The organism is Luteimonas yanweni (genome assembly GCF_039548475.1).
Taxonomy (GTDB): Bacteria; Pseudomonadota; Gammaproteobacteria; order Xanthomonadales; family Xanthomonadaceae; genus Luteimonas.
In genome coordinates this window covers 35,334-47,329 of the sequence record NZ_JBCLVC010000007.1, presented here as the reverse complement: position 1 = coordinate 47,329, position 11,996 = coordinate 35,334, and the positions used below count along the sequence as shown (strand labels likewise).

The 11,996-nt window shown below is 70.5% G+C and carries 11 protein-coding genes; 4 read left to right on the top strand and 7 right to left on the bottom strand.

All coding sequences use genetic code 11. From position 1 onward, the window contains the following. Positions 1-8: 8 nt before the first annotated feature. Positions 9-554, top strand: coding sequence for a hypothetical protein (locus WCE39_RS03185; protein ID WP_343275271.1), 546 nt, complete (start codon positions 9-11; stop codon positions 552-554). A 15-nt stretch (positions 555-569) separates the two neighbouring features. On the opposite strand, the gene WCE39_RS03180 is transcribed toward WCE39_RS03185, so the two are convergent. Together WCE39_RS03180 and WCE39_RS03175 are read right to left on the bottom strand one after the other, a co-directional pair. Then, entirely contained in the window at positions 570-1,568 is a 999-nt protein-coding gene (locus WCE39_RS03180) for a glycosyltransferase family 2 protein (protein ID WP_343275270.1), read from the bottom strand. A gap of 43 nt (positions 1,569-1,611) precedes the next feature. Next, positions 1,612-3,264 carry a DUF2142 domain-containing protein gene (locus WCE39_RS03175; protein WP_343275269.1) on the bottom strand — a complete coding sequence of 551 codons (1,653 nt, stop codon included), beginning with the start codon at positions 3,262-3,264 and terminating at the stop codon, positions 1,612-1,614. Positions 3,265-3,400: 136 nt separating this feature from the next. Here WCE39_RS03175 and WCE39_RS03170 point away from each other — a divergent pair, with 136 nt between their 5' ends. The 3 genes from WCE39_RS03170 (at position 3,401) to WCE39_RS03160 (ending at position 7,277) form a co-directional block, all read left to right on the top strand. Continuing rightward, on the top strand, positions 3,401-4,132 hold the full coding sequence (locus WCE39_RS03170) for a CoA transferase subunit A (RefSeq protein WP_343275268.1): 732 nt from the start codon (positions 3,401-3,403) through the stop codon (positions 4,130-4,132). After that, positions 4,132-4,767 carry a CoA transferase subunit B gene (locus tag WCE39_RS03165; protein WP_343275267.1) on the top strand — a complete coding sequence of 212 codons (636 nt, stop codon included), beginning with the start codon at positions 4,132-4,134 and terminating at the stop codon, positions 4,765-4,767. The genes WCE39_RS03170 and WCE39_RS03165 overlap by 1 nt, the downstream gene beginning before the upstream one ends. 143 nt (positions 4,768-4,910) lie before the next feature. Next, positions 4,911-7,277: a reprolysin-like metallopeptidase gene (locus WCE39_RS03160; RefSeq protein WP_343275266.1), complete on the top strand. Its 2,367-nt coding sequence runs from the start codon at positions 4,911-4,913 to the stop codon at positions 7,275-7,277. A gap of 10 nt (positions 7,278-7,287) precedes the next feature. Here WCE39_RS03160 and WCE39_RS03155 read toward each other — a convergent pair whose 3' ends face one another. Genes WCE39_RS03155 through WCE39_RS03135 form a run of 5 tightly spaced genes read right to left on the bottom strand, consistent with a single transcriptional unit; the run spans position 7,288 to position 11,961 of the window. Further along, positions 7,288-8,265 (bottom strand): lysylphosphatidylglycerol synthase domain-containing protein, encoded by a 978-nt coding sequence (locus WCE39_RS03155; protein ID WP_343275265.1) that lies wholly within the window; start codon positions 8,263-8,265, stop codon positions 7,288-7,290. Then, a complete protein-coding gene (locus WCE39_RS03150) occupies positions 8,262-9,059 on the bottom strand; it encodes a class I SAM-dependent methyltransferase (RefSeq protein WP_343275264.1) in 798 nt (265 codons plus the stop codon). Before WCE39_RS03150 ends, WCE39_RS03155 begins: the two co-directional genes overlap by 4 nt. Positions 9,060-9,104: 45 nt before the next feature. Continuing rightward, positions 9,105-10,232 carry a glycosyltransferase gene (locus WCE39_RS03145; protein ID WP_343275263.1) on the bottom strand — a complete coding sequence of 376 codons (1,128 nt, stop codon included), beginning with the start codon at positions 10,230-10,232 and terminating at the stop codon, positions 9,105-9,107. A gap of 38 nt (positions 10,233-10,270) precedes the next feature. Then, the gene (locus WCE39_RS03140) at positions 10,271-11,209 is read right to left on the bottom strand and encodes an electron transfer flavoprotein subunit alpha/FixB family protein (RefSeq protein ID WP_343275262.1); all 939 of its coding nucleotides are present in this window, start codon (positions 11,207-11,209) and stop codon (positions 10,271-10,273) included. Further along, entirely contained in the window at positions 11,209-11,961 is a 753-nt protein-coding gene (locus tag WCE39_RS03135) for an electron transfer flavoprotein subunit beta/FixA family protein (protein ID WP_343275261.1), read from the bottom strand. Before WCE39_RS03135 ends, WCE39_RS03140 begins: the two co-directional genes overlap by 1 nt. Between the last annotated feature and the right edge of the window lie 35 nt (positions 11,962-11,996).

Here is an 11,996-nt window from a genome sequence, read left to right as displayed (position 1 = left end):
ATTCCCGCATGACAACGCACTCCGCAGCACGCTGGCTCGCCCCCCTCGCACTCGCCCTGCTCGCAGGCTGCGGCCCGCAGGATGGCGGATCGGCCACCGGCCCCATGCAGGAGCCGGCGACGCCGGTCGCCGCATCGGCCACGGGCTTCGCCCCGATGACCCTGCCCGCGATGGACCCCGCGGCGGTCGCGCGCTGCTCGGTCGACAAGGTGGACGGACAGCCCAGGCAGCAGGCCGTTCCGGTGGTCGCCGGTGGCAGCGTCGTGGTGGAAGGCTGGGTCGCCGACGCGGCGCTGAAGGTCCCGGCGGCGTTCTCCGTGGTGCTGACCGGCCCTGGAACCTACGCGATCCCCGGCGAAGCCGGCGTCGCCCGCGAGGACGTCGCTTCGGCGCTGGCGTCGCCGGATCTCGCCCGGGCCGGTTTCGGCGTCAGCGGCGCGCTGTCCGCGGTGCCTGCCGGCGAGTACGCCGTCGAACTCCTGGTTGCGCATGGCGACGGCCGCAGCTCGCTGTGCCCCACCGGCGTGCGCTTGGCGGTCGGCCAGGCGGACTGAGCGAGCGGCGCCCGGTCAGCCGGGCGCGTGGCTGGTGTCGCGCGCGGACGGCGTCGCGGCACCGATGCCCTCGTCCCGGGCGTATTCCAGCTGCTGCATCCGCAGGTCGATGCGTTCGAGCAGCTTGCGGTTCACGGTGATCATGTCGGCGATCAGCGCGATCATCACCATCAGCGCACCCAGGATCAGCATCACCGCGCTGAAGATCAGCGACTGCACGTGGCCGCCACCGGAGCCGGTGGCGTAGTAGTAAAGGAAGCGGCAGGCCAGCAGCGTGCCGCCCAGCATCAACCCGAAGCCGGGCAGCATGAAGAAGGTCACCGGCCGGTAGATCACGAAGATCCTGAGGATGGTGACCAGCGAGCGCCGCACGTAGCTGGAGATGCTCTTCACCAGCCGCGAGGGGCGCAGGTCCTCGTTGGTGCGGATCGGCACCGAGACCACGCGCATGTTGCTCTGGCCCGCCTGGATGATGGTTTCCAGGGTGTAGGTGTAGGGATTGAAGACGTTCAGGCGCATGGCGGTCTCGCGCGAGATCGCGCGGAACCCGCTGGGTGCGTCGGTGACGTCGGTCTTGCTGGCCAGCCGCACCGCCCAGCTGCCCAGGTGCTGGAGCTGCTTCTTGATCCACGAGAAGTGTTCGGTGTCCGCGATCGGGCGCCCGCCGATGACCATGTCGGCCGTACCGGCGAGGATCGGCGCGGTCAGCTTGGGGATGTCGCGGGCCTCGTACTGGTTGTCGGCGTCGGTGTTGACGATGACGTCCGCGCCCAGGGTCAGGCAGGCCTTCAGCCCGGTCATGAACGCGGTTGCCAGGCCGCGGTTCACCGGATGGCGCACCACGTGGTCCACGCCCAGCCGGGTCGCGAGTTCGGCGGTGCCGTCGACCGAACCGTCGTCGATCAGCAGCCATTCCACGCGGTCGAAGCCGGGCACTTCGCGCGGCAGGGCGCCGATGGCGATGGCCAGGGTGCCCGCTTCGTTCAGGCACGGCATTTGGATGATCAGCTTCATCGCGCGTGGAGACCCGGATTCAAGGGGCGGACATGGTAGCCGATCAGTTGCAGCCCATCGGGCGCATGGCCAGGCGGCTGCCGTCCGCGGCCTCCACCGTCAGCGCGAGGTCGCAGGCGCCGGTGCCGGCGGGAACGTCCTCCACCACCACCTCGAATCCCGCCGTCCCGGCTTCCGCGCTGCCCAGGGCGGTGGCGACGTCGGGGCGCGGCATCCCGGTGCCGAAGCGGCCAAGCGCCCTGCCGCCGGCCTCGACCAGCACCGCGTCGACCGCGCACATGCAGCGGGTGTCGAAGGCCCAGCCCCGCAGGCGGGCGCGGCCATCGGTGACGTCCGCCTCGTCGACGTGGCCCTGCAGCCGCGCGGCCGGCGCCGCGGCCGGTGCGCTGGCGGATGTGGTCGCGCGTGCCTGGGCGATGGCCTGGTCCTGGTCCGCGAGCAGGCGCGGCGCCGACGACCAGAACGCGACGATGGCGCATGCGGTGAAGGCGACCGCGAACAGGCGCCGCGGCCGGCGGCGCGTCTCGAGCAGGAACGGCGGCATCCACAGCCCCGGCAGCAGGAACAGGAAATAGCGCGGCTGCAGGCCGGCCAGCAGTCCGCTGGCGCGGTAGCCCGCGTAGGTCACGTACCAGTGGACCAGGGCCATGCCGAGGATCGCCAGGCCGAAGGCATCGGTGGCGCGCGCGACGGCGGGCACCACGCCGCGCCGGGCCGCGCGCGGGCGCGCGTACAGCCATGCCAGGACCGGCAGGACGAACATCAGCTGCAGCACGTGTTCGGCGGCGGGCGTGAACGGTTTGAACGGCGCGTGCGACATCACCAGGCCCAGGCGGTCGAACATGATCTGGGCGTAGCGCTGGGCGAAGCGCGCGGGGACCATCGGGTCGTCGCCCGGGACGGCCGCGGCGTACAGCGTGCCGGGAGCCGGCAGGAACGAGCCATGGGCGATCCAGGCGTAGGCATACCATGCCGCGCACAGGAGGCTGGCCGAGCCCAGCCACGCCACGCTGGCGGCATGCCGGCGCAGCAGCGCGGGCAGGTCCCGCCACAGCGGCGCCAGGCTGGCGGCGACGAACATCACCATGAACACCGCGACGGTCGCCTTGGTGAGCACGGTGACCACCAGCCCGGCGGCCATCGCCATGCGCGCGCTCCGGCCGGGCCGGCCGGACACGAATTCGCGGGCCGCGCCCAGCAGGAACAGCGGCGGCCCAACGGCCGCCAGGGTGTCGTTGTTCACGCTGCCGGCCAGGAACCCGTACATCGGCACGGCGGCGGTCGCCAGCGCCAGCAGCCACTGCACGCCGGGTCGCAGGCCCAGCTCGCGCCCGAGCAGCAGCCACAGCGCGAACGCGCAGGTGGCGAACAGGGCGCTGGCCGCGCGCAGCGGCACGTAGGCGGAGAAGGGATCGAAGCCGCCCACCGCCGCCACGGCACCGATCACGCTGTAGTACAGCGGCGGGTGCGTCAGGTAGTTGGCCTGCGCCGAGTCGTTGATGCGGCCCGCCGCGTAGTCCGGCAGGCCGCTCGCCGCGGCGTCGCGCACGTAGGACATGTGCGCCAGCTCGTCCGGTGGGATTCCCGGGGGCGTGGCGTGCAGCAACACCCAGGCCTGCATCAGGATGAACAGCGCGGGCAGGAGCACCCACCAGGCGGGCCAGCGCCGGGCGGGCGCGTCGGGGATCGGGTTCATCGGGCGGACTCGGCAGCGGAGCGGCAAGGATGCCGGGAAGCCCGGGTCAAGTCGAACCGCGGCATTGTCCGAAGGGGCGATGGGCGCCGCGGCGTGCACGGCTAGAATGTGCTGTCCGGTCACTCGAGGATCCACCATGGTTGAAGCCAGCTCCCAGCCGTCCGCCGGAAAGGTCCGGTCCGGCGCCGCCGCGGCCCTCGCCGACATCGTCGCCGACGGCCAGACGCTCGCGGTCGGCGGGTTCGGCCTGTGCGGCATTCCCGAAGCGCTGATCGCCGCCCTGCGCGATTCGGGCGTGAACGGCCTGACCGTGATCTCCAACAACGCCGGCGTCGACGGCTTCGGCCTTGGCCAGCTGCTGGAGACGCGGCAGATCCGCAAGATGATTTCGTCCTACGTGGGCGAGAACAAGGAGTTCGAGCGCCAGTTCCTGGGTGGCGAACTCGAGCTCGAGTTCAACCCGCAGGGCACGCTGGCCGAGCGCCTGCGCGCCGGCGGTGCCGGCATCCCGGCCTTCTTCACCGCCACCGGCTACGGCACGGTGGTCGCCGAGGGCAAGGAGACCCGCGAGTTCGACGGCAAGCACTACGTGATGGAGACCGCACTGGTCGCCGACGTGGCGCTGGTCAAGGCCTGGAAGGCCGACCACGCCGGCAACCTGGTGTTCCGCAAGACCGCGCGCAACTTCAACCCGGCCTGCGCCATGGCCGGCAAGGTCTGCGTGGTCGAGGTGGAAGAGCTGGTCGAGACCGGTTCCATCGACCCCGACCAGGTCCACCTGCCGGGCATCTACGTGGACCGCATCGTGGTCAACGCGACGCCCGAGAAACGCATCGAGCAGCGCACCGTGCGCGAAGGAGGCAAGTGATGGCCTGGACCCGCGACCAGATGGCGGCGCGCGCCGCGCGCGAGCTCGCCGACGGCATGTACGTCAACCTCGGCATCGGCCTGCCGACGATGGTGGCCAACCACATCCCCGACGGCGTGGACGTGTGGCTGCAGTCGGAGAACGGCCTGCTCGGCATCGGCCCGTTCCCCACCGAGGACGAGCTCGACGCCGACCTGATCAACGCCGGCAAGCAGACCGTGACCGCGCGCAAGGGCGCCAGCTACTTCGGCAGCCACGACAGCTTCGCGATGATCCGCGGCGGCCACATCGACCTGGCGATCCTCGGCGCGATGGAGGTGACCGACAAGGGCGACCTCGCCAACTGGATGGTGCCCGGCAAGATGGTCAAGGGCATGGGCGGCGCCATGGACCTGGTGGCCGGGGTCAAGCGCGTGGTCGTGCTGATGGAGCACTGCACGAAGAAGGGCGAGCCCAAGATCCTGCCCGAGTGCACCCTGCCGCTGACCGGCGTGGGCGTGGTCAGCCGGATCATCACCGAACTGGCGGTGTTCGACGTCACTCCCGACGGACTGGTGCTGGTGGAAACCGCCGAAGGCGTGGACCAGACCCAGCTGCGCGAGCGGACCGGGGTGCCCTTCACGCCGGCAGGCTGAGGCCGCGCCACCGGCAGCGCGACAGCGCCTCCCGGAGCCCGGTTGCAGCCGGGGCGTGACCGGAGTCCGCCCTCGCGGCGCAGACGCTGCAGATGGATCCGGGGGCAGGTACTCTTGAAGGACCAGCCCCGTGGATTCCTGCCATGTCCTCCCGCTTACCTTCTTTGCTTGCGACGGCAACGGCCGTGGCCCTGCTCGCCGCCTGCGCCCCCGCACCGTCCGGCCAGGCCGCCCTCGCGACCGATGCCCCCGCGCCCGGTCTTGCCCCGGCCCTGGCCGCCACGCGCGGCGCGGCGGGCGTGGCGCATTCGATCGCCCGGCTCGGCGGCAGCGCGATCGCCGCGTACCCGGATCGCGGCGACCTCGTGGGCTACGACAAGGTGCGTGCGGTCCAGCGCCGCGGCGCGAATACCTTCTATCCGGTGCGGGTCAGCGAGGCGCACGCGCTGGATGCGATCGGCAGCGGCACCTTGCTGCTGACCGGCCCCGACGGCGGCCACGTGCGCCTGCAGTACGAACACCATGTCGAACATCCCAGCGGCGACTGGAGCTGGATCGGCCGTGACGAACACGGAATCGAAGGCATCCTGACCTTCGGCGAGAAGGCGGTGTTCGGCGTCATGCCCTACGGCGAGGGCACCTCGCTGCGGCTGACGACCAGCGGCGGCCAGGCCTGGATGTCCACCACCGCGCCGGACGTGCTGTCGCCCCTGGACCAGCGACGGCGCGCCGGCATCACCGGCCCCGATTTCAGGATCCCGGGGCCGCTCGACGACACCCCTGGCGTCCAGCCCGCCGCCACGCCGGCCGTGGGCCACGCCGCGGCGCCGGCACAGGCCGCGGCCGCCGCCGCCGGGACCACGGTCGACCTGCTGCTGGGCTATACGCCCGGCTTCGCCAGCATGCTTGGCGGCGCGTCCCAGGCGCAGACCCGACTCAACCACCTGGTCACGGTTGGCAACCAGACCCTGGCCAACAGCGACGTGGCGGCCAGCTTCCGCCTGGTCGGCACGCTGCAGGTGAACTATCCCGACACCGGGAGCAACAAGACCGCGCTGGAGCAGCTGACGGGCAGCACCGGCAGCGCGAACGTGCCGGTTCCGGCCTCGCTGCAGCCCCTGCGCGCCGCGCGCGAGACCTACGGCGCGGACCTGGTCTCGCTTGTCCGGCGTTTCCGCGACGCCGAGCACGACGGCTGCGGCATCGCCTGGCTGGTGGGCGGCGGGCAGGTCGCGATCACCCCGGGCTACGAGAAGTTCGGCTATTCCGCCGTCAGCGACTCCAACGGCATGGGTGCACCGGACAACGGTCACTTCTGCCGGGACGAGACCCTGGTCCACGAGATCGGCCACAACATGGGTTCGCAGCACGACGATGAAGCCGCGCGCGACGACGACGGCGAGCTCAGCTACGGGCGCTATCCGTATTCCTTCGGTTACAAGACCACCGCCGCCGCCGGCAATTTCTACACCGTGATGGCATATGGCGACGCCGGCCAGACCGCCTGGCGGATCTTCTCCAACCCGCAGTCCACCTACTGCGGCGGCCGCCCCTGCGGCGTCGCCAACCAGGCCGACAACGCGCGCAGCCTGCGTGCGACGGTGCCGCTGATCGCGGCGTTCCGAGCCAGTGTGTCCGATGGCAACGCACGTTTGGACTTCAATGGCGATGGCGTCTCGGACCTCCTGTGGCGCAAGTCCAGCAACGGCAGCAACTCGATCTGGCTCGGCGGCAACTCGGCGACCCAGCAGCCGATCCTGGCGGTGACCGACCGGGCGTGGCGGGTGGTTGGCGCCGGCGACTTCGACGCCGACGGCCTGGCCGACATCGTCTGGCGCCACGACGCCAGCGGCCGCAACACGATCTGGCGTGGAGGCAACGGCAATACCTCGATCAATGTGGCCACGGTGGGCAGCCGCTCCTGGCAGGTGGCGGGCGTTGGCGACTTCAACGGCGACGGACGTGCCGACCTGCTGTGGCGCGACGCTGCCAATGGCCGCAACGCCATCTGGCTTGCGGGCAATGCCGCCACCCAGCAGAACATCATCGATCTTCCCGATCTGCGCTGGCGGGTCGCGGGTGTGGGTGACGTCGACGGTGACGGCGTTGACGACATTGTCTGGCGCCATGCGCACGGTGGCCGCAACGTGGTCTGGCGCGGTGGCAACGGCAACTCCACGATCGCGATGTCCACGGTGGCGGATGGCAACTGGCAGGTCGTCGCGGTTGACGATTTCAATGGCGACGGTCGCGCCGACGTGTTCTTCAGGCATGTGGTCGGCGGCCGCAACGCGCTGTGGCTGAGTGCGAACTCAAACACCCAGCAGGCCACGCCCGACGTCCCTGCGGTCTGGAACGTCGAAGGGAGCGGAGACTTCAATGGTGACGGCAGGGCAGACCTGGTGTGGCGCAAGAGCACCGGCGAAAACACCATCTGGCTGTCGGCAAACCCGAACAACACGATTTCGCCGGCGACGGTCGCGGACCCGGCCTGGGACATCGTGCCCTGAGGGCCGGACGCTACATGGCGCCCCCGGGTGGCGCGGCTTCCAGGAGGGGGGAACGGGCGCGCAGGCGGCGCAGCAATGCGCCGCCTGCGGCGAAGTGGATGAAATCGCCAAGGGTGGTAACCGCTCGCAGCAGCGCGATCATCACGACCGCGTCCGTGGCTGGCATGACCTCGCCGACCAGCGCGAACAACACGCCCTCGCGGACGCCCAGGCCCGCGGGAGCGCCGGGGACCAGCAGGCCGATCACCCACGCGGCTGCGAACGCGCCGCACAGGGTGAGGTAGGGGAAGCCGGCGCCGGGCGTGATCATCGGCGCCATGGCCGTGAATCCGAGGCCGACGACCAGGAAGCTGGACAAGGCGATGCAGTAACAGGCGAACAGGGTGCCGGCATCCGGCGTGATGTCCCTGCCTGGCGTCGCATCGGTGGCGCCCCGGAGCCGCTGCACCCACGCCACCAGATGTCGCAACAGCACAAGGCCGGCCACAGCGCCGACGGTTGCGGCGAGCAGCAGCCATGGGCGCCACGCACTGGGCAGCCACTGTTCGAGCGCGGGGACCGGCCGCACGGCCAGCAGGACCACGGTGAGGTGCGCCGCCGCCAGGGCATTGAGCAGGTTTTCGTACACCACTGAAAGCGAGAGGCGGGTCAGGTCGCCACCCACGGGGCGCGCCACGACCACCCGGCCGATGTGGTGGGCCACGTTGCCCGGGAGGTATTTTCCGAACTGCGTAAAGGCGACGATCCCGTAGGCCCAGGCCGGCGTGAACGCGACGTCGACCGCGCGCAGCAGTCGTCGCCACATCAGCGCTGCCAGCGGCACCGCCATGAGGTAGGCGGGAAGCATCACCGCGGACGCAGCTGCCAGGCGGCCCGGCGACAGCTCGGACGCGCGCACCGACCCGAATGCGGCCACGGCGTGGCGGAGGAAGTAGGCACCGGCGAGAATCGCCACGGCGAACCCCAGCCAGCGTGCTACCCGCTTCATCGCGCCTTGGCCATCACCAGGTAGCCGTTGCCGAGTTCGGTGGAGAGGAACGGGCGCTGAGCGAGTTCAGCCAAAGCGATGGCCGTCTTTCCCAGCGGGTTGTTGATCAAAGGAAACCACTTCATCACGTGCCCGCGCTCGATGCCGCTCCGGTGCGAGTTGGCCTGCTTGCCCTCGACCGTATCGTCGTCGCCGGGATTGGTGGCGCGCGCGTAGCGACCCGCGGTGAGCTTCTCGGACACGGTGGCCAGCGGGAACCCGTAGCACTCGATGATCTCCGGTTCGAACCCGGCGTCGCGCAGGAGGGTCGCAAGCGCGCTGCGTTCGTATCTCCGGAAATGGCCGGCCCAGACGTCGGAAGGATTCCATTTGGCCATGTGCGCGGGGACCGACAGCAGCAGCGTGCCGCCGGCCGGCATCCAGGAGCGCCAGACGTCCAGCGCCTGGCGGTCGTGCTCGATGTGTTCCAGCACCTCGAAGGCCATCAGCAGCGGAAACCGCCCCTTCCAGTCGGCTCCGGGAGCGTCGACGACCGGAATGTCGATGCCGGCGTCGGCCGCGAGGCGCTGCGCCAGCGCGCGCGCGTCGGGTGAGCTCTCGAGCGCGGTGCAGCGGAATCCGCGTGCGGTCAGCTCGTGCAGCAGCACTGCGGCGCCGCAGCCGATCTCCAACGCTTCGCAGGGTGCGATTTTCTCCAGCTGGCGCATGATCCGCGCACGGCGCAGCAGGTAGCGCGGGGCCGGGACCCAGCCCGCTTCGGGGGCCGCCGGGCCCAGGTTTCCATATGTCTGCATTTGCTTCTTTTTCCAATCGCTGTGCGTCACCGGGTCGATGCCAGTCTACTTGCTGGCAGGTCCGGCCCGTAGCAGTGCGAGGACCTGCGCGCCGATGGCCGGCATGCTCGTCGCCTCCGCGATGGCGGGGCGGGCAGGGTCGACCACGGGGGGGGTGACATGCCACTCCGCGACCGCGGCTGCGAGCGCCACGGCGTCGCCGTGCGGAACCAGCCGGACGTCGTCGAGCCCCACCACGGGTAGCTCCCGGACCGCCGGTGAGTCGCGGCTGATGAGCGGCCTGCCGGCGGCGAGGATCTGGAAGACCTTGTTGGGGATCACGCTGGCCGCCTTGTCCGACGACCCGAAAATGCCCAGGCAGATATCCGCGGCGCCGATCGCAGTCACAAGTTCCGGATACGGAATCCAGTCGTCCCACGCCAAGCGCTCCAGCGGCTGCTCCTCCAGCATGGCGCGGATGCGGCCTGCTTCCTGGCCCCGGCCGACGATCCGCCACTGCACGGGACTGTCACGCAGGATGCGTGCGGCCTCGATGATCGTGCCGATGCCGTGGAGCGGGATGAACTGGCCGTAGAACAGCACGCGCGTCGGCGTGTCATGGGCCTTCGTGGCGGCTGCCGGCCTGCCGCCGCCCGGGTGGAAGGCCGCCAGCTCCACTCCGACCCAGACCCGACCGCAACGCCCGGGCGCGAGCCCGAACAGCGTCTCCATCCGCCGCGCATGCGCCGCGGTATCCATGAACGGCGCATCCGCCAGTCGCACCGCCACCCATTCCGCCGCATACACCAGCCATGCCAGCGGGTGGCGGGGACCGACCAGCCGCCGGTCCAGCACGATCGTGTCGTAGGCGGACAGGAACCAGTCCATGGCCACGCGCGCGCCGCGCATCCATGCCAGCAGCCGGATCACGAAGATGTCGGGGATCGCCGGATATCCGAGCAGGACCCAGTCGTGCGCCGGTGCCCGCAGGTAGGCCCATGCGAGCCTGGGATAGGCAATCGCGATCCGCGCCAGCAATCCAAGCCAGCGGCCGATGCCTTTGACCTGGCTCTTGTCCTCGATCCCGCGCCACGGATCGGCGCGGATTTCGATCACCTCGACGCCCTGCGCGCGCAGGCCGTCGATCAGGATCCGCACGCGCGGCTTGCCCGTGTCGCAGGTGCCCCACAGCACCACCCGGCCGATGCCGGGACTGGCGTGCGGGGCTTCGCTCAAAGCGCGGCTTCCAGCTCCGGCAGCACCTGGAACAGGTCGCCCACCAGCCCGATGTCGGCGATCTCGAAGATCGCCGCATCGGCGTCCTTGTTGATCGCCACGATCGTGCCGGCGTCCTTGATGCCGGTGAGGTGCTGGATCGCGCCGCTGATGCCGATCGCGACGTACAGCTCCGGCGCGATGATCTTGCCGGTCTGCCCGACCTGCATCTCGTTGGGGCAGTAGCCGGCGTCGACCGCGGCGCGCGAGGCGCCCACGGCGGCACCGAGCCTGTCGGCGAACTTGTAGATGACGTCGAAGTTCTCCGCCGAGCCCACGCCGCGGCCGCCGGAAACCACGCGCTTCGCGCCCTGCAGGTCGGGACGGTCGGAGCTGCCCGCGGCGAGGCCGACGAAGCGGGTGTGGCCGGGCAGGTCGGCGTCGACGCTGGTGGCCTCGACGTTGGCGCTGCCGCCCTTGCCGGCTTCCTTCCAGGAGGCGGTGCGCACGGTGGCGACCACGGTCTGGTCCGCGGGGGCCTCGACGGTGACGATGGCGTTGCCGGCGTAGATCGGGCGCTTGAAGGTGTGCTCGCCCTCGACCGACATCAGGTCGGACACCTGCGGCACGCCGAGCAGCGCGGCCACGCAGGGCATCAGGTCCTTGCCGAAGGTGGAGCTGGGACCGAACACATGGCTGTAGCCGTCCGCGAGCTTCGCCACCTGCGGCGCAAGCACCTGGGCGATCGGGTTGGCGTTGGCCTCGTTGGCGATGGTGAGCACGCGGGACACGCCGGTGATCTGCGCGGCCTCGGCGGCCACCGCGGCCGGGTCGGCGGCCAGCACCACGATGTCGATGGCCTCGGGCGACAGCGCCTGCGCGGCGGTGACGCACTTGGCGGTGGAGCCGTTGAGCTTGCCGTCCAGGTGTTCGGCGACGATCAGTACCTTGGCCATCAGAGCAACCCCTTGTCCTTGAGCGCGGCAACGAGCTCGGCCGCATCCTTCACCATCACGCCCTTGCTGCGCTTTGCCGGCGCGGCGTGCTGCGTGGTCCTGAGCCCCTGGCCTTCCTCGACGCCAAGCTCCGCCCAGGCAATCGACTCCATCGGCTTGGACTTGGCCTTCATGATGTCGGGCAGCTTGATGAAGCGCGGCTCGTTGAGGCGCAGGTCGGTGGTGACCACGGCGGGCAGGTCCACCTCCAGCGTTTCCAGGCCGGCGTCGACCTCGCGGGTGACCGTGGCCTTGCCGTCGGCGACCTCGAGCTTCGATGCGAACGTCGCCTGCGGGCGGCCCCAGAGCGTGGCCAGCATCTGGCCGGTCTGGTTGGCGTCGTCGTCGATGGCCTGCTTGCCGAGGATCACCAGGTCCGGCGATTCCTTCTCGACCAGCTTCAGCAGCGCGCGCGCGGCGGCCAGCGGCTGCACGTCCTGGCCGGCATCGGTGACCACGTGGATGGCCCGGTTGGCGCCCATGGCCAGGCCGTTGCGCAGGTGGGCCTGGGCGTCGGCCGGGGCGATCGTGGCGACCACGACCTCGGTGGCGATGCCCTTGTCGCGCAGGCGCAGGGCCTCTTCGAGGGCGATTTCATCGAAGGGGTTGGCCGACAGCTTGACGCCGTCGGTGACCACGCCGGAGCCGTCCGGCTTGACCTGGATGCGGACGTTGTAGTCCACCACTCGCTTGTAGCCGACGAGGATCTTCATCGTTGCGGTGAATCCTTGGGGGAAAAAGGGCGGAG